Origin of the sequence: Paraburkholderia sp. CI2 (assembly GCF_014201055.1) — a bacterium.
GTDB lineage: Bacteria > Pseudomonadota > Gammaproteobacteria > Burkholderiales > Burkholderiaceae > Paraburkholderia > Paraburkholderia tuberum.
Map to the genome: position 1 here is coordinate 138258 of NZ_JACHDL010000017.1, position 21426 is coordinate 159683.

Annotated in this window: 20 protein-coding genes and 1 tRNA gene; 11 read left to right on the forward strand and 10 right to left on the reverse strand. The window is 61.6% G+C overall.

The window, feature by feature from the left end:
- The first annotated feature begins 235 nt into the window (after window positions 1-235).
- The 4 genes from ribBA (at window position 236) to HDG32_RS22900 (ending at window position 3717) form a co-directional block, all read left to right on the forward strand.
- Complete coding sequence (ribBA, locus tag HDG32_RS22885; protein WP_184023248.1) at window positions 236-1369, forward strand: bifunctional 3,4-dihydroxy-2-butanone-4-phosphate synthase/GTP cyclohydrolase II; 1134 nt, start codon at window positions 236-238, stop codon at window positions 1367-1369.
- 48 nt (window positions 1370-1417) lie between these two features.
- A complete protein-coding gene (ribH, locus tag HDG32_RS22890; RefSeq protein ID WP_013090228.1) occupies window positions 1418-1930 on the forward strand; it encodes a 6,7-dimethyl-8-ribityllumazine synthase in 513 nt (170 codons plus the stop codon).
- The gene (gene nusB / locus HDG32_RS22895; protein ID WP_184023246.1) at window positions 1927-2361 is read left to right on the forward strand and encodes a transcription antitermination factor NusB; all 435 of its coding nucleotides are present in this window, start codon (window positions 1927-1929) and stop codon (window positions 2359-2361) included. The genes ribH and nusB overlap by 4 nt, the downstream gene beginning before the upstream one ends.
- 159 nt (window positions 2362-2520) lie before the next feature.
- The gene (locus tag HDG32_RS22900) at window positions 2521-3717 is read left to right on the forward strand and encodes a pyridoxal phosphate-dependent aminotransferase (protein WP_184070883.1); all 1197 of its coding nucleotides are present in this window, start codon (window positions 2521-2523) and stop codon (window positions 3715-3717) included.
- Between the two features lie 95 nt (window positions 3718-3812).
- Here HDG32_RS22900 and HDG32_RS22905 read toward each other — a convergent pair whose 3' ends face one another.
- On the reverse strand, window positions 3813-5021 hold the full coding sequence (locus tag HDG32_RS22905; RefSeq protein ID WP_184070885.1) for a transglycosylase SLT domain-containing protein: 1209 nt from the start codon (window positions 5019-5021) through the stop codon (window positions 3813-3815).
- A gap of 616 nt (window positions 5022-5637) precedes the next feature.
- Here HDG32_RS22905 and HDG32_RS22910 point away from each other — a divergent pair.
- Together HDG32_RS22910 and HDG32_RS22915 are read left to right on the forward strand one after the other, a co-directional pair.
- A complete protein-coding gene (locus HDG32_RS22910) occupies window positions 5638-7212 on the forward strand; it encodes a UbiD family decarboxylase (protein WP_184070887.1) in 1575 nt (524 codons plus the stop codon).
- 46 nt (window positions 7213-7258) lie between these two features.
- The gene (locus HDG32_RS22915) at window positions 7259-7939 is read left to right on the forward strand and encodes a LysE family translocator (RefSeq protein ID WP_184023233.1); all 681 of its coding nucleotides are present in this window, start codon (window positions 7259-7261) and stop codon (window positions 7937-7939) included.
- Window positions 7940-8010: 71 nt separating this feature from the next.
- On the opposite strand, the gene HDG32_RS22920 is transcribed toward HDG32_RS22915, so the two are convergent.
- The 3 genes from HDG32_RS22920 to HDG32_RS22930 all read right to left on the reverse strand — a co-directional run bounded on the left by HDG32_RS22920 (window position 8011) and on the right by HDG32_RS22930 (window position 10034).
- Window positions 8011-8976 (reverse strand): threo-3-hydroxy-L-aspartate ammonia-lyase, encoded by a 966-nt coding sequence (locus HDG32_RS22920; RefSeq protein ID WP_184070889.1) that lies wholly within the window; start codon window positions 8974-8976, stop codon window positions 8011-8013.
- 206 nt (window positions 8977-9182) lie between these two features.
- Window positions 9183-9485 carry a hypothetical protein gene (locus tag HDG32_RS22925; RefSeq protein ID WP_184070891.1) on the reverse strand — a complete coding sequence of 101 codons (303 nt, stop codon included), beginning with the start codon at window positions 9483-9485 and terminating at the stop codon, window positions 9183-9185.
- Window positions 9486-9872: 387 nt separating this feature from the next.
- Window positions 9873-10034, reverse strand: a complete 162-nt coding sequence (locus tag HDG32_RS22930; RefSeq protein WP_167368604.1) for a hypothetical protein — start codon at window positions 10032-10034, stop codon at window positions 9873-9875.
- 276 nt (window positions 10035-10310) lie between these two features.
- Between HDG32_RS22930 and HDG32_RS22935 the strand changes: the two genes are divergently transcribed.
- From HDG32_RS22935 to HDG32_RS22945, 3 genes are all read left to right on the forward strand, one after another.
- Entirely contained in the window at window positions 10311-11246 is a 936-nt protein-coding gene (locus tag HDG32_RS22935; RefSeq protein WP_184070893.1) for a Rossmann-like and DUF2520 domain-containing protein, read from the forward strand.
- A gap of 85 nt (window positions 11247-11331) precedes the next feature.
- Complete coding sequence (locus HDG32_RS22940; RefSeq protein ID WP_184070895.1) at window positions 11332-11652, forward strand: EthD family reductase; 321 nt, start codon at window positions 11332-11334, stop codon at window positions 11650-11652.
- A gap of 157 nt (window positions 11653-11809) precedes the next feature.
- Window positions 11810-12373: a YggT family protein gene (locus HDG32_RS22945; RefSeq protein ID WP_018421532.1), complete on the forward strand. Its 564-nt coding sequence runs from the start codon at window positions 11810-11812 to the stop codon at window positions 12371-12373.
- Window positions 12374-12431: 58 nt separating this feature from the next.
- Here the strand turns inward: HDG32_RS22945 and HDG32_RS22950 are convergent, their stop codons facing one another.
- The 6 genes from HDG32_RS22950 to HDG32_RS22975 form a co-directional block, all read right to left on the reverse strand.
- A complete protein-coding gene (locus HDG32_RS22950; RefSeq protein ID WP_184070897.1) occupies window positions 12432-14015 on the reverse strand; it encodes a methyl-accepting chemotaxis protein in 1584 nt (527 codons plus the stop codon).
- A 448-nt stretch (window positions 14016-14463) separates the two neighbouring features.
- Entirely contained in the window at window positions 14464-15660 is a 1197-nt protein-coding gene (locus HDG32_RS22955; protein ID WP_184070899.1) for a reverse transcriptase domain-containing protein, read from the reverse strand.
- Between the two features lie 672 nt (window positions 15661-16332).
- Entirely contained in the window at window positions 16333-16491 is a 159-nt protein-coding gene (locus HDG32_RS22960; RefSeq protein WP_184070901.1) for a hypothetical protein, read from the reverse strand.
- Window positions 16492-16722: 231 nt separating this feature from the next.
- Window positions 16723-17208 carry a nucleoside 2-deoxyribosyltransferase gene (locus tag HDG32_RS22965; protein ID WP_184070903.1) on the reverse strand — a complete coding sequence of 162 codons (486 nt, stop codon included), beginning with the start codon at window positions 17206-17208 and terminating at the stop codon, window positions 16723-16725.
- Window positions 17198-18808 carry an SIR2 family protein gene (locus HDG32_RS22970; protein ID WP_184070905.1) on the reverse strand — a complete coding sequence of 537 codons (1611 nt, stop codon included), beginning with the start codon at window positions 18806-18808 and terminating at the stop codon, window positions 17198-17200. The genes HDG32_RS22965 and HDG32_RS22970 overlap by 11 nt, the downstream gene beginning before the upstream one ends.
- Before the next feature lie 72 nt (window positions 18809-18880).
- Window positions 18881-20080, reverse strand: coding sequence for a DUF6884 domain-containing protein (locus tag HDG32_RS22975; RefSeq protein ID WP_184070907.1), 1200 nt, complete (start codon window positions 20078-20080; stop codon window positions 18881-18883).
- Window positions 20081-20354: 274 nt separating this feature from the next.
- On the opposite strand from HDG32_RS22975, the gene HDG32_RS22980 reads away from it, so the two are divergent.
- Window positions 20355-20428, forward strand: a tRNA-Gly gene (locus HDG32_RS22980).
- 126 nt (window positions 20429-20554) lie between these two features.
- Window positions 20555-21361, forward strand: a complete 807-nt coding sequence (gene trmB / locus HDG32_RS22985; protein WP_184070909.1) for a tRNA (guanosine(46)-N7)-methyltransferase TrmB — start codon at window positions 20555-20557, stop codon at window positions 21359-21361.
- Window positions 21362-21426: the final 65 nt, after the last annotated feature.

The following is a 21426-nucleotide window of genomic DNA, read 5'->3' on the forward strand; positions in this document are numbered from 1 at the left end:
CTGCCTGCTGCGTCGCAAGTACCGTTCCGCACTATTGCAATCCGTAAAAGCGGGCCGCGCTGGAGCACTCTTCGCGTTGCCACCAACGCCACTCGCGCGCGCGCCCACCGTTTCGACGAGCATGGCAACCCCGCCCGGCTCGTCACAGTCGGCCAAACGGCCTATGTCGTCTGGCGGAGGCGACTTGGGCTCGCGCGTGGCGTAAAATACGCGCTTTCCCGAAAAACTCGCCAACATGACGCTCGCCTCCACCCAAGAGATCATTGCCGAACTGAAAGCCGGCCGGATGGTGATCCTCGTCGACGAAGAAGACCGCGAAAACGAGGGCGACCTCGTGATCGCCGCCGAGTTTGTCACTCCGGAAGCGATCAATTTCATGGCTCGCTACGGCCGCGGCCTGATCTGCCTGACGCTGACCCAGGATCGCTGCCAGCAGCTGAACCTGCCGCTGATGACCTACCGCAACGGCACGCAGTACGGCACCGCGTTCACGGTCAGCATCGAAGCGGCCGAAGGCGTGACGACCGGCATCTCGGCGGCCGACCGGGCCCGCACGATCGCGGCCGCGGTCGCGCCGGACGCCAAGGCCGAGCACATCGTGCAGCCGGGCCATATCTTCCCGATCATGGCGCAGCCGGGCGGCGTGCTGGTGCGCGCCGGCCATACCGAGGCCGGCTGCGACTTCACGAGGCTCGCGGGCCTCACGCCTGCCGCGGTGATCTGCGAAGTGATCAAGGACGACGGCACGATGGCGCGTCTGCCGGACCTGCTCGAGTTCGGCAAGGAGCACGGCCTGAAGACCGGCACGATCGCCGATCTGATTCACTATCGCAGCCGCACCGAGTCGATCGTCGAGCGTGTTTGCGAACGTACGATGCAAACCGCGCACGGCGCGTTCCGCGCGGTCATGTATCTCGATCAGCCGAGCGGCCAGCCGCACATCGCGCTGGTGCGCGGCACGCCGATGCCCGATCGCGACACGCCGGTGCGCGTGCACGAGCCGCTGTCGGTGCTGGATCTGCTCGAAGTCGGCGAATCCACCCATTCGTGGACGCTGGACGCGGCCATCCAGGAAATCGCAGAACGCGATCTCGGCGTGGTCGTACTGCTGAACTGCGGCGACTCGAAAGACCATCTGATCGACGTCTTCAAGGCGTTCGACTCGAAGGAAAAAGCGGACGCGCTGAAGCGCCGGCCGGTCGACTTCAAGACCTACGGCATCGGCGCGCAGATTCTGCGCGAACTCGGCGTCGGCAAGATGCAGGTGCTGTCGAACCCACGCAAGCTCGGCAGCATGTCGGGTTATGGTCTCGAAGTCACGGGCTTCATTCCGATGCCCGGCAGCAAAACGCAAGCCCCGCAACTCTGATCCGGCCACTCACGCGCCTCGCGCCCACTCAAACACTACGGAATTCATATGGAAATCGGACAATACCAACCGAATCTCGACGGCGACGGACTGCGCATCGGCATCGTCCAGGCGCGCTTTAACGAACCCGTCTGCAACGGCCTCGCCGACTCCTGCATCGAAGAACTCGAACGCCTCGGCGTGACCGGCGAAGACGTGCTGCTCGTCACGGTGCCGGGCGCGCTGGAAATCCCGCTCGCGCTGCAAAAGCTCGCGGAAAGCGCGCAATTCGACGCGCTGATCGCGCTCGGCGCGGTGATCCGCGGCGAGACCTACCACTTCGAGCTGGTTTCGAACGAAAGCGGCGCGGGCATCACGCGCATCGGCCTCGACTTCGGCATTCCGGTCGCGAACGCGGTGCTGACCACCGAGAACGACGAGCAAGCCGTCGCGCGCATGACCGAGAAGGGTCGCGACGCCGCGCGCGTGGCTGTCGAAATGGCGAACCTCGCGGTCGCGCTCGAGCAGCTCGGCGGCGATGACGACGAAGATGAAGACGAAGACGACGAGGAAGAGGCATGAAGAGCGCACGCCGACGCTCCCGCGAACTGGCCACGCAGGGGCTTTACCAGTGGCTGCTGTCGGGCTCGCCCGGCGTTGAGATCGACGCGCAACTACGCGGCGCGCAAGGTTACGACAAGGCCGATCACGAGCACCTGGACGCGATCCTGCATGGCGTGATGCGCGATTCCGAAGCACTTTCCGCCGCGATCGCGCCGTGCCTCGACCGTCCGATCGATCAACTGTCGCCGGTCGAACGCGCGGTGCTGCTGGTCGCCGCGTTCGAACTGAAGAATCACGTCGACATTCCGTATCGCGTGGTCATCAACGAAGCGGTCGAGCTGACCAAGACGTTCGGCGGCTCGGACGGCTACAAGTACGTGAACGGCGTGCTCGACAAGCTCTCGGCGCAACTGCGCGCCACCGAGACGCAGGCGGCTCGCAAGAGCTGAGCGCGGCGCCGGTGGGGCCATGCCGCGCATCGGCTCCCTGCCACGTCGCACTGCACAGGGCGAAGCACCTCGATCGCCCGCAAGGACGGCGCTGCGCGCATCGATGAACGCATCATTTGATGGGTAGGCGCCGTCCTGCTTCTGAACTGGACTGACCGTATGAACTCCGTGACCGAACCTCTCGTGCGGCTTGCCGCGCGCGTCGATGCCATCCAGCCTTTCTACGTGATGGAACTGGCCAAGGAGGCCGTGCTGCTCGAACGCGCGGGGCGCGACATCATTCACATGGGCATCGGCGAGCCGGATTTCACGGCGCCCGAGCCGGTCATCGAGGCGGCCGCGAGCGCGCTGCGCCGCGGCGTCACGCAGTACACCAGCGCGCTCGGCGTGCACGCGCTGCGCGATGCGATTTCCGCGCATTACGCCGAGTTCTACGGCGTCGACGTCGATCCGGCGCGGATCGTGGTGACCGCGGGCGCATCGGCCGCGCTCTTGCTGGCGTGCGCGGCGCTCGTCGATCGCGACGACGAAGTATTGATGCCCGACCCGTGCTATCCGTGCAACCGCCATTTCGTGATCGCCGCCGAAGGCAAGCCGGTGATGGTGCCGAGCGGGCCGGCCGAGCGCTTCCAGCTGACCGCCGCCGACGTCGAACGCCTGTGGGGCGAGCGCACCCGCGGCGTGCTGCTCGCGTCGCCGTCGAATCCGACCGGCACGTCGATCGAGCCGGCCGAACTCGAGCGCATCGTCAAGGCCGTGCGCGCGCGCGGCGGCTTCACGATCGTCGACGAGATCTACCAGGGCCTCAGCTACGACGCCAAGCCGGTGTCGGCGCTGTCGTTCGGCGACGACGTGGTCACCGTCAACAGCTTCTCGAAGTACTTCAACATGACCGGCTGGCGCCTCGGCTGGCTCGTCGTGCCGCCCGCGCTGGTCAGCGCGTTCGAAAAGCTCGCGCAGAATCTGTTCATCTGCGCGTCGGCGCTCGCGCAGCACGCGGCGCTCGCCTGTTTCGAGCCGGCGACGATCGCGATCTACGAAGCGCGGCGCCTCGAATTCAAGCGACGCCGCGACTTCATCGCGCCGGCGCTCGAATCGCTCGGCTTCTCCGTGCCGGTGATGCCGGACGGCGCGTTCTACGTGTACGCGGACTGCCGTGGCGTCGCGCATCCGGCGGCCGGCGACAGCGCGGCGCTCACGAAGGCGATGCTGCACGATGCCGGGGTCGTGCTGGTGCCGGGCATGGACTTCGGCACGCACGCGCCGAAGGACTACATCCGGCTGTCGTATGCGACCGCGTATCCAAAGCTCGAAGAGGCGGTCGAGCGGCTGGCAAAGCTGTTCGGGCGGCATTGACGCATCGGGATTGATTCGGCAGCGACCGGCCTGCCAGACGCAAAAAAGGACACCCTCGGGTGTCCTTGTTTTCATGCGGCACGGCAACGTCTAACTCAAGCCCCCAGCTCCGACGCCACGTGGCGCGTCGTCGAATTGGCGCTCGCGTCGTCCTGATCGGCCGGCTGCGTGTGCACCGCCGACGTCGCCGGGCTCAGCGCGTGACCGCCTTGCAGCGTCACCTGAACGCGCTTGCCGTTGCCACCACTCGTCGCCGCGGCTGGCGCCGGCGTGGCCGACGCGGTCAGCACCGGAGCTTGCGGCGCATTGATCGGCACCTTACGGCCGCGCGCGACGTCGCGCAGACGACCGCGCTCGGCCATCACCTTCGCGCCGTAGCCGCCGTCATCCGGCGCGGTCGAGCCGACGTACAGACGCAGGCCGCCCGGCAGCGAGCCGCCACGCGCGATGCAATCCTTCAGCACGAGCGCGCCGACCTTGATGTTCGCGAGCGGTTCGAGCGCCGCGCGTTGGCCGCCGAAATACTGGAATTTGTCCGAATGCACCTTCGACATCACCTGCATCAGGCCCTGCGCGCCGACGCCGCTCTCGGCGTACGGATTGAAGCCCGATTCGATCGCCATCACTGACAGCAGCAGCAGCGGATCGAGGCCGACTTCGCGGCCGGTGTCGAACGCGGCTTTGACGAGCTCGCCGACGGGCTCCTGAGCGACGCGATAACGCCGCGCGAGGTACGACGCGACCAGGTCCTGCTCGTGGCTCGACACGAGCACGCGGTCATCGCGTGCGTCGGCGGACACGCGCTGCTGCGGAATCAGACGTGCGAGCGCGCTGACGCCCTGCATCGTGCGCGGATCGAGGCCGTTGAGCGCGGCGGCGCTCGTGCCCGACGTGCCGGCGCCGTCGAACGCGCCGTCGAAGCCGGTGGTGGCCGCGGTGAGGGTCATGCTGCCGTCGTTCGAGCCATCGGTGGGACTCGGCGTGGTCAGCATGTTCGGCGAATTGGCCGACAGCGATTCGTCGGAGGATGCGTCGGCGTTTCTGGTCGGTCCAATGGCGGGCAGCGGATTGCCTTGCAGCAGGCGGGCGGGGCCCGCTTGCACGGCGGCGGAAATGACCGGCATCAGACGCGCGGCGAGCGCGCCGCGCCAGGTCGGCATCAGCCACAGTGCGAGAGCCAGCACCACGGCGATCCCGCCGACAATGCTGAACAGGTGATGACTCAGTCGCGTCCCGCTGCGCAGCGCACCGCGCACAACCTGCGCAATACGCCCATCAGGACGCCACGATAACCAGGCGTTCATTCAGATCTCCCATCTTGCATGATCCGCGAACTCCGCCGGGACAAATCAGGCGGTACGGCGCGCTCGCAGAGTCAAGACATCGCGTGCTCTCTGGTTGGGCAGCAGCGACGTCGGGAAAACGGCAACAAATACCGTTTGGGGAGCCATCTCAAAAACAGCCCACACATACTCGATGTGTATCGGGCTTGGCTCCCACGCGAAAAACCAGCGTTGGTGGACGCTGGTGAGGGACTTCAATAATGCCGTTCTACCCTGCAGGGAAGCAAAACGGTGACGCGTTGCGTCTGAGGACCGGGGGCGACGGTAAAAAGGTTAACGCCCTGCAACCAATGTGGACGGATTCTATGCACGGTTTTATAGATCGTCAACACTATAGAATTCAAGAATGATAACTTTTTGTAATTATGAACAGTGTTCAGTCACCCGAGAACCGCGCTCAATGCGCGTTTCGGGCGATCCGACCCTGGCTGTTTGGACCAGGCCATTTGGTTGATCTACGTGCGGTGGCTAACGCAGGTAAAATCGACAATCGTTTTTTGCGTCAGATAGGTACCAACGCCGTTCCTCCTGCCCTCCCCGTCCTATGCGCCGTGCATGCGGCCCTGAACCGTCACAGATGAAATACAAAGACTTACGCGATTTCATCGGCCGCCTCGAGGCGATCGGTGAATTGCGCCGAATTTCGCAAAAAGTGTCGCCGAATCTCGAAATGACCGAACTTTGCGACCGTGTGCTCCGCGCGGGCGGCCCGGCTCTATTGTTCGAGAACACCGAGCGGCACGCGTTCCCGGTGCTCGGCAATCTGTTCGGCACGCCGCGCCGCGTCGCGCTTGGCATGGGCATCGACGCCGAAGCGGGCGCGGGCGACGAGGCGGCGCTCGAATCGCTGCGCGATGTCGGTCGGCTACTCTCCGCGTTGAAGGAACCCGAGCCGCCGAAAGGGCTCAAGGACGCCGGCAAGCTGCTGTCGCTAGCGAAGGCCGTGTGGGACATGGCGCCGAAGACGGTCAACGCACCGCCCTGCCAGGAAATCGTTTGGGAAGGCAATGACGTCGACCTTGCCAGATTGCCCATTCAGACCTGCTGGCCCGGCGATGCCGGGCCGTTGATCACCTGGGGTCTGACCGTCACGAAAGGGCCGAACAAGAGTCGACAAAACCTGGGTATCTATCGCCAGCAACTGATCGGGCGTAACAAGCTGATCATGCGCTGGCTGGCGCATCGCGGCGGCGCGCTCGATTTTCGTGAGTTCGCGCTTAAAAATCCCGGCAAGCCGTATCCGGTGGCCGTCGTGCTCGGTGCGGACCCGGCGACGATTCTCGGCGCGGTCACGCCGGTACCCGACACGCTGTCCGAATACCAGTTCGCCGGCCTGCTGCGCGGCGGGCGCACCGAGCTCGCGAAATGCGTCACACCGGGCGTCGACGGTCTGCAGGTCCCCGCGCGCGCCGAGATCGTGCTCGAGGGCTTCATCTATCCGCAGGAAGGCGCACCCTCGCCCGCCCCGGCCGGCGCACCGCCGCGTCCGTCGAAGGGTGCGTCGGCCACGTACGAACACGCGCTCGAAGGCCCGTATGGCGATCACACCGGCTACTACAACGAACAGGAGTGGTTCCCGGTCTTCACGGTCGAGCGCATCACGATGCGCCGCGACGCGATCTATCACTCCACCTACACCGGCAGACCGCCCGACGAGCCGGCGGTGCTCGGCGTCGCGCTGAACGAAGTGTTCGTACCGCTGCTGCAGAAGCAGTTCACCGAGATCACGGACTTCTATCTGCCGCCCGAAGGCTGCAGTTACCGCATGGCGATCGTGCAAATGAAGAAGAGCTACCCCGGCCACGCGAAACGCGTGATGTTCGGCGTGTGGAGCTTCCTGCGGCAGTTCATGTATACGAAGTTCATCGTCGTCGTCGATGAGGACGTCAATATCCGGGACTGGAAGGAAGTGATCTGGGCGATCACCACGCGAGTGGACCCGACGCGCGACACGGTGCTCGTCGACCGCACGCCGATCGACTATCTCGATTTCGCGTCGCCGGTAGCCGGCCTCGGCTCGAAGATGGGGCTCGACGCAACCAACAAGTGGCCGGGCGAAACCGACCGCGAATGGGGCCGCCCGATCGTGATGGACGACGCAGTCAAACAGCGTATCGATAGCTTGTGGAACGAGTTGGGCCTCGGCCTGTAACGCGCGCGGGACAACACAATCAATAACGGATGGAGCGCTCGCGCGGATGCACGCTTTTTCAATGATGTCGGACGGCTTTTTTCTGTCCTTGTCGCTGTGCCTCGATATCGGTCTCGTCAACGTCGCGATCATTTCGCTGACGCTGTCGCACGGCTTTCGGCCGGGCTTCTGGCTCGGCCTCGGCTCGTGCGTCGGCGATCTCATTTACGCGACGCTCGCGCTCGCGGGCATGGCCGCGCTGCTGCAGTTCGAATCGGTGCGCTGGGTCGTATGGATCGGCGGCGCGGCGATCCTCCTGTTTCTCACCTGGAAGATGGCGCGTGAAGCGATGTTCCCGGCCACGGCGCAAGCTGTTGCCGGCGAAGGCGACGCGGCTGCGCCGCATCAGTCGGCATGGCGCGGGTTTCTGCGCGGCGTGCTGCTCGCGGTGTCGTCGCCGTCGGCGATCCTGTGGTTCGCGGCGGTCGGCGGCGCGCTGATCGCGAAGGCCGGCGCAACGAGCCCGACAACCGCGCTGATCTTCCTCGGCGGATTCTTTCTGGGCGGCCTGTGCTGGACGCTTTTCATCTGCGGGCTCGGCAGCCAGGGACGCAAGCGCGCGGGCGCCGGTCTGCTGCGCGCGTGTCACGTTCTGTCGGCGCTGCTGTTCGCCTATTTCTCGTACAGCGTGATCGTCAACGGGTATCGCGATCTGATCGTGCAGAGCACCGCGCAAGTGGCAAGCTGAAGCGGCTCGCGAACAAAAAAACGGCTCGCATCGGCGAGCCGTTTTTCTTCATGCGACTCGACGTGAGCCGCTCATGCGAGGTACTGCGCGAGCTTCGGCAGATCGACATTGCCACCGCTCACCACCACGCCGACGCGCTTGCCCTTCACCGGCACGACGCCGTTCAGCACCGCCGCCGCCGCGAGACAACCAGTCGGTTCGACGACAATCTTCATGCGCTGCGCGAAAAAGCGCATCGTCTCGATCAGTTGCACATCGCTGACCGTTTCGATTCGCGCGACCAGCTGGCGGATGACCGCGAACGTGTAGTGGCCCAGATGGGTCGAGGCGGCGCCATCGGCAATCGTGCGCGGCGCGTCGATATGAACGATCTCGCCGCGTGCGAGCGACTGCTGGCCGTCGTTGCCCGCCTCGGGCTCGATGCCGATCACCGTGCAGGCCGGGCTCAGCGCGGCCGCCGACAATGCGCTGCCGCTGATCAACCCGCCGCCGCCAAGGCACACGAACAACATGTCGAGCGGGCCGGTTTCGTCGATCAGTTCTTTGACCGCGGTGCCCTGGCCGGCGATCACGTGCGGATGATCGTACGGCGGGATCAGCGTCATGCCGCGCTCTTCGGCGAGCCGGCGGCCGATTTCCTCGCGATTTTCCTTGTAGCGGTCGTAGGTGATCACTTCGCCGCCGTAGCCTTTGGTCGCGGCGACCTTGGCCTCGGGTGCGTCGTGCGGCATCACGATCGTCGCGTGAATGCCGGCGAGGCGCGCCGACAGCGCGATCGCCTGCGCGTGATTGCCCGACGAATAGGTCAGCACGCCCGCCTTGCGCTGCTCCGCGTCGAAATGCGAAATCGCGTTGTACGCGCCGCGGAACTTGAACGCGCCCATGCGCTGGAAGTTTTCGCACTTGAAGAACACCGACGCGCCAGTGCGCTCGTCGAACGTGCTCGATGTCAGAACGGGGGTGCGGTGCGCGACGCCTTCGAGACGCGCGGCGGCGTCGAGGACGTCATCGAAGGTGGGAGCGGGAAGCGCTTGCATCGGCGAAACTCTCCTGGAGCGGTGGCGAAGCAGCCATTCTCCCAGCTTCCTCGATGCTTTGGAACGGCGCTCGCGCGAGCGCGCGACACCAGCCAGGAACGCTGCGGAAAGCAAAAACCAGCGACACAAAAAGAAACGACGTAACCCGGCACAAGCCGGCGTTACGCCGTCGACGTTCCCACGCGCGTCAAGCGCGCCCGCACTTCTTAATGACGATAGTACGAGTGCCCGTAACCGCGATAGTAGCCACGGTAGCCACGATAGTAAGGGCGGCCATAGGCGTAATAGCCTCCGACCACCACCGGAGCCGGTGCGAACACAACCGGCGGCGCGTACACCGGCGGAGGCGGCGGCGGGGCGTAATAGACAGGCGGCGGCGCCGCATAGACCGGATAGGCCGGCGCGATCGGCACCCCAAGGCCGATACCGACGGAAACACCTGCCTCAGCGGCGCCGGTAAGTCCCAAGCCGAGTGCGGCTGCAACGACAAACGGAACGATCTTTTTCACTTCTATTCTCCTAGCGCGGCCTGCCAAGGTCGCCGACTGCGCATGCCTCGCATGCTGTGAAATCAATGTATCTAAAAAGCCCCGGCCGAAATGTTCACATTTGTTGCAAATTGCAAGGGCGAGCCGAAGCGTTTTGCCGAGCGCGGCGCGAGCGCGCCTACGCGCCGCCGCGACCAAAGCGAAATCAGCCGGGAATCAAGGGGTTGCACGCGGGCGACGGGCCGCGCGTCACAGGTCTGATCGAGCGCAGGGGTTTGAGTTCGCGCATCGGTAATCTTTAATTACAAATTCGCTTCAATCCTGACAGCCGGAAGAAAATTCCCAACAAAAAATGCCCGGCTCAATTGCTCGAGGCCGGGCATTTTCTCATCTGCGAAGACCGCGCGACTAGCCGACCTTCACATACACGAATTCGCGGGACACGTTGGGCGGCACGTATGCGCCGCTGATCCGCACGCGCGGCGTAAGGCGCTTCTTCTGATCCCACCAGCGACGGCGCTGGGCGCGCGTCAGGAACCGCAAGTGCTTTCGGTAAGAAAAAATACTCATCTCGACCCTCCCGAATTTCTTACTGCGAACGAAGTACGGAAAATACGACTGCCAAACCGGCTCATCGACCACTGTTCCTGTCATGTACGATTGTGAGCAGTTTTCACATCCGCGGGCGTCACGCCACCCGATGACCGACCGTTGGCGCCATATCGCCCGCAAACTTATCCGACGACCGCTGTCGAACCGTGCAAGGGGCCGGATCGCGGCCGCGCTTCGCCGGATGCGAGATACTGCTGCTTTCCCATTCACACGATCCGTCTGGAGCAGGTGACCATGTCCCAGTCTTCCTTGCCGCGCGTCGGCTTCATCGGCGCGGGGCGGCTCGCGCGTTGTCTCGCGCTCGCCTTTGCGCGCGCCGGCTATCCGGTCACCGCGGTGGCGAGCCGCTCGGCCGATTCCGCTCGCCGGCTCGCCGCCCAGATCGCACACTGCGCGGCCACTGACGACCCGCAACAGGCCGTCGACGCCGCCGATATCGTTTTTTTAGCCGTTCCTGACGACAGCATCGGTACGACAGCGCACATACTCCGCTTTGGAGGCGATGCGGCAAGCCACCCCGGCAAAGCGCTCGTGCACTGCAGCGGCGCCTCGCCGGTCGAACTGCTCGCGCCAGCGCGCGATCAGGGCGCGGCGATCGGCGGCTTTCATCCGTTGTATCTATTTAGCGGCGAGCTCGCCGATCTCGAGCGTATCGTCGGCTGCTCGGTGACGATCGAAGCCCACGGCGAACTGAAGGAGACGCTGACCGCGCTCGCGCTCGCGCTGCGCTGCCATCCGCTGTCGATTCCGCCGGGCGGCCGCATGCTGTATCACGCCGCCGCGCACTACGCGGCGAGCTTCGCGCTCTGCAGCCTCGCCGAATGCGTGGCGTTGTGGCGCACGCTCGGCTTCGCCGAAGACGACGCGCTGCGCGCGCTGCTGCCGATGCTCGCCGGCACGATCGAAACCGCGCGCGACAAAGGCCTGCCGAACGCGCTCGCGGGGCCGGTATCGCGCGGCGACACGGGTGTCGTCGAGAAGCAGCTCGCGCTGCTCGAAGGCTTCGGCGGCGACCATGCCGCGCTGTATGGTCTGCTGACGCGCCGCGCGGTCAACCTCGCCCGACGTCGCGCAACGCCGGCCGCGACGATTGAAGCGATCTCCGAAGCTGTGGAAGAATCGCTGGGCCGCTCGCTGAATCAGGCCGCGGCAGGTGCAAGGGTCAAGTAAGCCGTGATAATGTGACGTCCGGCACGCCGGGCGAACCACGCGACGACCCGCGCCGCGCTTCGGGACCAACAGACGAGAAAGCACAATGATCAAGGTCAGCATCCTCTACCCGTACCGGGAAAACGGCCGCTTCGACATGGACTACTACTGCGCGACCCATATGCCGTTCGCGGCGAAGCTGTTCGGGCCGGCGCTGAAAGGCTGGTCGGTCGACGCGGGCCTGAACGCCGGGCCGCCCGGCACGCCACCGCCTTACGTGGCCGCGGGACACTTCCTGTTCGATAGCGCGGACGACTTCTATAAAGTGTTCAAGCCCGCGTCCGAGCAATTATTAGCGGATATCCCGAACTACACCGACGGCGGCAACGGCACAATCCTGATCAGCGACGTCCGGATTTCCGTGTGATGCCGGACAGACAGCCATCGGGAGGCGGCGCGCAATGACGTCGAACCTCCGGTTGGCTAACCGGGTAATTCCAGAAAACCGCCGGCACGCACCGATCGGGCGACGCCGGCAGCCCGCGGCCGGTCGGCGGCCGTCATCAGAAGCATAAGGACACGAGATGTTTGGCGATATCGCCCGTTTTCTGCTCAATACCGTTTTCACGCTGTTTGGCGCCGCGCTGCTGTTGCGCGCGTGGCTGCAGGTTGTGCGCCTGCCGCCGTACAACCCGGTCTCGAACGCCGTGCTGCAGGCGACCAACTGGATCGTGCTGCCGCTGCGGCGCATCCTGCCGAGCACGCGCAACATCGACTGGGCGAGCGTGGTCGCAACGCTGATCGCCGCGATCATCTACGTCGTCCTGATGATCGTGCTGACGGGCGCGGATCCGCTGACGCTCGTGCCGACGCTGCTGATCGTCGCGGTGCTCACCGCGATCAAGTGGGCGCTCAATCTGATCATCTGGATGACGATCCTGATGGCGCTGCTGTCGTGGCTCAATCCGCGTTCGCCTGCGATGCCGATTCTGTATCAGCTGACCGCGCCGTTTCTGAATCCGTTGCGTCGCGTGCTGCCGAAATTCGGCGGTATCGATCTGTCGCCGATCCTGCTGTTCGTGATCGTGCAGGTGCTGCAGATGGTCGTCACGCGCGCGGCGGTTCAGCTGACTTATTTTGTGATCTGAGCTGATTGCGCGGGAAAGTTGGGCTGACGCGCGGCGGCCGCTTGAGTCGGCGCGGCTTCTACACGGCTGCCGCGAAACCGCGGCTCTCCCCCGTCCGGAACACCGACACCGTCTGCTTCATCTTGCGCGCCTGCGTCTCGAACGATTGCGCGGCCGCCGCGGCCTGTTCGACGAGCGCCGCGTTCCGCTGCGTGGTCTCGTCCATCTGCGTGACAGCCTGACCGACCTGGTGAATGCTGCGGTTCTGCTCTTCGGAGGCCGTTGCGATCTCGCTGACGATATCCGACACGCGATGAATCGCGGCCTTGATATCCGCCATTGTCGTGCTGACTTCGGCTGCCTGCTGCGTGCCGCCTTCGATGATCGCGACCGACGTCGTGATCATCTCCTTGATCTCCTTGGCCGCGCTCGCCGAGCGCTGCGCGAGGTTGCGCACCTCGCTCGCGACCACCGCGAAACCGCGCCCCTGCTCGCCCGCGCGCGCGGCCTCGACCGCCGCGTTCAACGCGAGAATATTGGTTTGGAACGCAATGCCCTCGATCACGCCGGTGATCTCCGAGATTTTCGTCGAACTGCCGCTGATATCACCGATGGTGCGCACCATGCCCTCGACGGCAGTATTGCCGGTGTTGGCGACCTGTGCAGCCTCAGTCGCGAGCGCGCTCGCGTTGCGCGCGTTGTCGCTGTTGCGGGTGACGGTCTGCGTCAATTCCGACATGCTCGCCGCGGTCTGTTCGAGCGAAGTGGCCTGCTCTTCGGTGCGAGCGGACAGATCGATGTTGCCGCTCGCGATCTGCTGCGAAGCGATGCTGACCGACTCGGCGCTTTCGCGAATCGAACCGATCGTCGCCGCGAGACGCTCCTGCATGTGCGCGACCGCGCGCAAGATACCGCCGTCGTCGGCGGCGCCGGTGTGCAGTCGCTGGCTCAAGTCGCCGCCCGCGATCTGCTCGACGACCTTCGCGACTTCGGCCGGTTCGCCGCCGATCTGCCGCACGACCGCGCGCGTCACCAGCAGCCCCAGGCCGATCGCAACCGCGACGCCGACGACCGCGCAGCTCGCGATCCACCACGTCACCGAGCGAACCATCTCGACGCCGTTCGCGACACGCTGCCTGGCCAACTCATCCCGCACGTCGGACAGCTTGATCATCAGCGTGCGCAGCTTGACGTGCAGCGGGTCGGTGGTCGATTTGAGCTCGGCGAGCGCGCCGGTCTGATCGCCCTGATCGGCCAGCGCCATCACCTTCGCGACCGAACTCATATAGGCCGGATAGGCGGCGTCGAAGTCGCTCAGCAATTGCTTCTGCGCGTCGGTGGTCGCATGCTTGCGCTCGTAGTCGAATGCCGACAGGATCGCCGCTTCACCGCCGTGATTCAGGCGCACCGTATCGGCGCGGCCTGCCGGCTCCGGATTCAGGATGTACGAATAGAGGCGCCGGAAGTGCGAAGCGGCCTGCCACGCGGCGGTGCCGTCGTCGCGCACAGGCACGAATTCGCGGTCGTACATTTCGGTTTGCATCGTCGCGACTTCGCGCACCTTAAGCACACCGACCGTGCCGACGATGGCCGTTACGAACGCGCACAGCATCAACGAGCCGACAAGCTTCTGGCTCAGTTTCAGATCGGAAAGCCACTGCATCTTGGGAAAATCTCTTGATCGGGATGGGAAGCGCCGGGTTCGTGCCGGCTTGCGGGGTGCGCAAGCGCACGGTGTTGGGCAGTATTCGGATTAACGGCAGGCGCAGACACAGTCTGAAGGCTCGCGCCGTTCGAACCTCAGAAGCGAAAGGACGGGTCGGCTGCTCGTGCGCGCGAGCCATACCGCTGCCCAAACGGCCCAAAAGCCTGTTAAATTGCGAGTTCTGCGGGCGTCGTATAATGGTAATACCCTAGCTTCCCAAGCTGCAACGGCTTGAGCAAACCCACTATTCATGCGGGTTTTGGAAGTGGTTTTCCAGCAGGCACCACTGAAAAACACGTGTCATGCGGGTTTGACGGCGACGCCAGTTTTCACCCCAGCACATCAAGTCGGAAGCCGCGGACGTGGCGCTACGTATGGCCGGCAACCGCAAGCGGCAACGGTCACATTATTCAAGGCCGAGGAACGTGCGAGCTGCGCCTGACAGCTTGGCGAGATTGACCCCAATCCCATCGCTGTAAATTCTTCGCAATACTCGCTGTTCGATCTTTCCCAGTTCGCGCTCAAGATCTGCAACGTTGTGGCATACGTCGTACGCCGCCAAGTATCCGTTCCGCCGCAGCGACAGAACTTGGCCCAACTTCGGTAACGTTATTTTTCGCGAAACGAGTTCCGGCACCGAACCCAGCTTGAGTAGCTCATCACGGATAGCAGCGATTTGCTCCGACGTGAGTTCAACGCGATACGACGAGTGGTGCCGAACGAGGCTCACCCCGAGGAATTCCGCAGGTTGGTCGGGCTCGTAGATTACCGACTTTGATCCGGGCTCAATCGGTGGCACCGTTAGCCCGAGTTGCATCAGGTGCTCCGAACAAAACTGCGCCAAGTCTTCGCATTCGTCGCGAGAAGATGCGAAAAAAATCAGATCGTCTGCGTAACGAACCGCAGGGAAACCGCGCTGTTCGATTGTCCGATCGAAGCCGCCCAGCATGATATTGGAAAAGAATGGCGACAGCGGCATCCCTTGCCGCACGCCTTCACCTCGCTTAATGCCGAGTCGATGAATCCGCGTAGCTGCACTACCTTTTACGGGAGCGATCTCGCAAACAATGGCTTGTCCGAGTAAGGCGTGTAACGATCGTTCGCGGATGGCGGATTTCAACGCCCGTTGTAGCAGCGCCCGATCGATTTTGTCGAAAAAGGATGCGATATCAGTCTTGTAGACCCATCCGTGCTTGGCACGTAGATTGCATGCATCCTTCACAGCCTTTTTTACACCCCGCTCCTTCACAAAGCCGTAGCTCACCTTATTCGCCAGCCGGTCGGCATACCGGCTGGAAAGAAAATCGAGAAGCGCGCGCTGCACAATCCGATCCTGGACAGTCGGAACGCAAATCAAACGGTACTTGTCTGCTGACTTGGGAATCAGATGCGGGCGAAGGTCGGAAAATTGGAAGCTCTTGCGGTGCAAGTCACGGAACAAGCGATTCAATCGGGCTTTCTCGTCGGCGCGATAATCGTTGATTGAGATGTCATCGACGCCAGTACTATTCCGCGAACGGGGAGACGCTTTTTTAAACAGATTCGCCCATGCATCCCGCAGGGCCTCGGGTGACAAAGCGGAAGAATACGCGTTCTTTCCCATATCTCAGGTGCTTCGCTGGCGTTGAACAGCATCCCCAGACCAGCGGCTGAAAGCCCCTTCGGCATCCTCGTTGCGGACCGCATCTTGCGATTCGGACCCGCCCCTGATTCCGCCGGTCACGCTCACGCGATCGCTCGCCTGTGCGCAGGTTGCCGATTGGTAACGTGCAGCGCAACCCGCAGAGATGCCAGAGGGAGCCGCACTTCGACCGAAGCGGCCGCCGAGATGTAAACGCTTCTCATTTTCACTTCCATTACGCTGGGTTTGACTCCGGTTGCGACGGCGATGGCGGCCAAAGCCGCGCAGGCCAGCTTCCTCCAGGCGCAACGGGGGCGGTTTTTCGAAGAGCTTCGCCGCGACGTTGCTGGCGCGCCCGCCTCCCTGCCTCGGGGGTGCCCCGCACGTTTCGTAATCGCCTTCCCAACAGATCTAGGGACAGAAGGCGACCCGATCGCCCCTTCGGCATCCTCGTTGCGGACCGCATCTTGCGATTCGGACCCGCCCCTGATTCCGCCGGTCACGCTCACGCGATCGCTCGCCTGTGCGCCAGAGGGCCGATTGGTAACGTGCAGCGCAACCCGCAGAGATGCCAGAGGGCGCTACCAAACCGCCCTATTCTGCCCGAGGATCGAATCGGTAACAACTCCTCCACATGCTCGAATCTCGCACTTGCTACTTGAATATGACATCCTCAAGAAACATCAGCAGCCTGTCGGCAAACTGCGCCCGAGAGAGGTTGCTTCCGAAAACGTCGCGGAGTGCAGCGACAAGCTCGTGAACCTGATTGGTCGTGAGATACGGGAAGATGTTGTCGTGTTGCGTATCGTCCATGCGACGACTATCCTGGCAATTCCCGGGTCAATGCAACATTACAGACTGCTAAACCTTAGCAGCCGATATCAACATTCCCGCCTCAAACATCAAAACTTGGTCATAGTGCGTTAATGGCATCCAACGCATGCGACAAGGACGCCGGTGTATCGCACGGACCGTCAATTCGATAGCGTCTCGGAGATTCGCTTCGCTGACGAAGCCAAAACACCAAAACCTCCCTTATCCGTATTATTGCCCACGAAGCGCACATGCGTCGATATTAGAAGGGGCGTATTTTTTCAGCCATCCAACCAAATCCTCTGCGCTATGGAACGCATGACTAATTGCGCCAGCGATCATTGGATTATTTCCAAATGGCGCTAGCCGACGAAAATCCGTTTGCAACGATATGCAAGGCTTCCCAAGACAATAGGCGTACCCAAGCTCGACTGCCGCCCCTTCATCAACCGCTCGCCCGTCGAGCAAAATGATCAACAGATCGCATCTATGAATTGCATTGACGTCATTCTTAAAAACCGCCGCCGACGCTTGCTCTGCATTCATCCCGGACTTTAACAAATCCGTTATTAGCAGCCCATCTTCCTGCGGCAGATAAACGTTACAGAACTCCTCGATCCGATGTTTAAGATAGACATTATAAGAACGTTCCGCTTCGTTAAAAAGTGGGCCGGCCATGTAAACCCACGGCCGAGAGCCTGTGTCTTCACGCATCATATCCCCTCGCCTCAATATCTAAGAGAAGTTGGTGCATATCGGCCTCCGCATATTCCAAACCAAAAATTATGCGAGCAACCTCTTTCACGACTTCATCCGGTGTCTTCTGGAACGCGTCGACCACAGTTACACCTTCAGCGGGCCTTAACCGCTCATATACATGTAGTAGCTCACTTTGCTGGGCTTGCAACTTTTCTGCATCGGTCTTCTTATGCAGCGAAATTGCTCTTTCCGCCATCACCTCCGGATTATTCTTCAGGAAGATGACGTGTCCCGGCATCAATTTTCGATTAGCGGCGTATCCTGGCACTATCGCCCTACGCAGCAATGTCGCCTTCGCTTGCCACTCGCTCTTGTCCAAGGTAAAGGCAAATGCATCCAATGGAGCGCGATCTATTACATGGATCCCCGAGGATGCAGTATTGATAAGATTGAGGTTTTTTTGGCTGACTTGGTCCGCTACCCAAGCGTCGATCGCTTTTTTCTGCTCTTCGTCGAGCAACTCTGGAGCTTTTTCCATGTTGGGAGCACGCTCCTCCGTCCACTCATCCTGAGTCAACATACTCCTGAAGTGGCCAACAGTCGTGCTTTTGCCAGCAGCAACCGAACCAACTACAAAGAAGCGAAAAGATGAGTGTGGCACCACTTCCTGCGCGAATGCAGTGAATTCATCTTTATCCGCAGTTATTAACGTCGCGAGCGCACCGATCTCCTCTGCCGTAAGAAATAGCGTGTTCAGATTATAAACATTAAAATTTGCAGCCGCATCGGAATCGTCACAAACCGAATCCCGCTCAGCAGGATCACGGACATATCTTACGAGATAATGAAAATGACCTGGAAAATGAATCGCTGACTGGCGCAGCATGTGTTTCAGCGTCGGATCTTGAAGTGAAATTCCAACGAGCAAACACGTAGTTTGGGAGAAATGGGTCGAAAGCGAGGCATATCGTCCTGCCATACTATCAATCAATTGGTCGGCAAAGGAATCTTCTGCGAAGACGAGATAATCGCTGGGGCGCTCACGTTCTTCGTGCGGCAAAAAACCGTTTGGGTGATAAATTACACCTCCAGCTCGCGCGTTGAGCTGAACATTCCCGCTCCAAAGCGTCCGATATCCTCGTGTTCGCTCTCCATTACGTTTGCTATCCCGAAGCAATAGACGCTGCAACGTATCGTCAAAATTATAGGTAACAGTTAGAGGAGTTTTCTTAATTATCGGAAGCAGCGATCGCAAATATTTATCGCTGTTGGCCAGCTCGTCTACATCGCTCGCCACATCCCTGTAAAGACACTCGCGTACAATCTTTCGCCACTTCGCGCGCAGTTCCATTTCCCGCATTTTTGGGGATTTACCGTCTGCCAATGTCGCGGTTTCGTGCTTTGATTTATATATTTGGTATAGTTGCTGCGCAAGTGTAGTGCTGTTCCCTCCCGAGCCCGCAATCAATTGATCAGCGGCGAGTTCCGGATGCCTTGCGATTCGCTGAAGCAAGGAAACCCAGCTTGGAAACCTGAGGTCCAGCCCGATACCCGCCCCAAAAACCAAGCCAAAACGGTTGCGTTCATACTGCTGCCGCATATGAACAACTGCTTTCACATATCGTCGCAGAACATTCTCACACGCGCTTGATCGAAGGACATTATTGTTTTGACACATTTCGGCGTTTATCTAAAATAGTTCCTGTTGCCCGACAGCGCCACGCTGCAAGTTGGAGCGCCAATTAGGAGGTGCGATTGATTTGTCTGAAAGACGTCCCTGTTCGTAACACTCGATTAATGCTTCGAATACAGCCAGAAAATCTGCATCGTAGCCTTCCCCAACGTAATTTACGTTCCAAAGGCCGCTACTTTTAATTTGGCGGGTCGGACTGAAATTGCCAAGCCACTGCATGCTCTGTACATCGATAGCTCCACCACCGCTCAAAAGTGCAATCGCATTTCGCTCGATATAGGACCGATCGCTGTCGGCACTCGCCGCGTCCACAACCGGCAGATACGCCACGAGCAGCTCCTTGAGATATTGTGACACCTCCATCTCCAATTGCTGCTCAGAATCACGAGTTTCCTTGCTGGCGTTATCTCCAAGGCCCCAGCTCGGCATCTGTCGGTCTTGGGATGCCAAAATGGCATTTCCAACATGAAGCCTGAAAATGGATGATCGGTGACTTCCCGTGCCGTCGTCATTTCCACGATGAGTTCGTAGTCGCTGCCACAGCAGCGATTTGGAGCCCTTGCTTACCCCGTGCGTCCCAATTCGCACAACGCGAAGACCGTTGTGATCGTAGAAACGTGTGTATTCATGTGGATCAAAGAAAAAGTACACCCCCGCTTTCGACATCTGCTTTCCCCCCAGTTTGGAGAAAGGAATCATCTGTCCGGACATGTTCTGTAGTCGCAGTAACAAATCGTAGAAGCGTTTGTAATGGATCATCCTCAATGGACTCCCATTTACTCTCGCCAAGATGTCTACCTCTTTATCTTCGGGCAAATCTCGGAGGGGGTAAGTAGCCAAGACGTGACGTTTTTCAAATGCACCTTGGATGGCGTTGCTGTACGCCTCCCCCGCAAGCACAATGAATTGACGCTCCAACAAACCGTATTCCGACAGCTTCGAAAGCACGTTAACTGCCCACTCATGCCTGTCATGGCTCGAAAGAGTTCGCAAGTCTACGTCGTAAGGGGTGAGCACTTCCCCCGGAGCGGTGAGGCCATGCTTAGCAGAAACGACGAACCAACTGTCCCCGTAATTTTCTGCGAATTTCCTCGCTTCTTGGAAACGCTTTGAAACATACAAATCCTTCGCGGGCGCGGGCGCGTCGAGCTTTCGGTTCCCGCAGGAGACGAGCACGATCGGATGTGTAGATTCCATAGTTTTTGCCGCCCCCGGCGACCTGCGAGCAATTCACGTGCTCGATTTTACGTGAGAAAAGCATGCGGCGACCGCCAGCATGGTCTCTCATAGCCCCGTCCCCGTCAGCCGACGACAACTCTTATGTACTTGCCACGCAGTAGGAGCCGATCCGTAGCTCGGCCGCTTGGTCGTGATGCCACGGCTCCGCCGTGCAGACATGCCACTTTCGATGCCAGTATCCAAACCACGCCACTCCCCAAATCGCTCAAACCCCTGTAAAATAGCGCGCTCTGCGGGCGTCGTATAATGGTAATACCCTAGCTTCCCAAGCTAGAGCCGTGGGTTCGATTCCCATCGCCCGCTCCACTTTCCCGCTGAGTGTTCAGCGGAATCCAGCAAGAGCCGCCTCCCTGAAGGCGGCTTTTTTGTAGTGGCAACGGCCCGGCACAGCGCGCAAGCCGCGCAGCCCTCACCCTTGCAGCAGCATCGACGATGATCCACGATCCAAACGACTCCGGTCTCCCGGACGACGCCCCGCCCCCCACGAGCGCAAACGACCAGCCCGCCGGCAACGAGACGAACGACGTCGACGGCACGCCGGGTGCAACGCCGGCAGACACGCTTCATCACCGCCGCATCCGCAGCTTCGTCACGCGCGCGGGTCGCGTGTCGACCGGCCAGCGCCGCGCGCTCGATGAGTTCGGCCCGCGCTTCGTCGTGCCCTATTCACCACAACAACCCGACTGGACCGGCGTGTTCGGCCGCGAAGCGCCGCGCGTGCTGGAGATCGGCTTCGGCATGGGCGCCACCACCGCGGAGATCGCCGCGCAGCGTCCCGACGACGACTTCCTGGGCGTCGAAGTCCACGAGCCCGGCGTCGGCGCGTTGCTGAAGCTGATCGGCGAGCAGTCGCTGACGAACATCCGCATCATCCAGCACGACGCGGTCGAAGTGCTCCAGCACATGATCGCGCCCGACAGCCTCGACGGCGTGCACATCTTTTTCCCCGACCCTTGGCACAAGGCGCGCCATCACAAGCGCCGGCTGATCCAGCCAAAGTTCGTCGCGCTGCTCGTGTCGCGTCTGAAGCCGGATGCGTATCTGCATTGCGCGACCGACTGGCAGAACTACGCCGAACAGATGCTCGAAGTGCTCGGCGCCGATCCGCTGCTCGAAAACACCGCCGACACCTACGCGCCGCGGCCCGACTATCGTCCGGTGACGAAGTTCGAACGGCGTGGCCTGCGGCTCGGCCACGGCGTGTGGGACCTCGTGTTCCGCAAGCGCGGCGCCGCGTAACGCGACGAGACGGCAAGCCAACGAAAAAAGGTCCGCACATACGCGGACCTTTTTTCATCGCACGG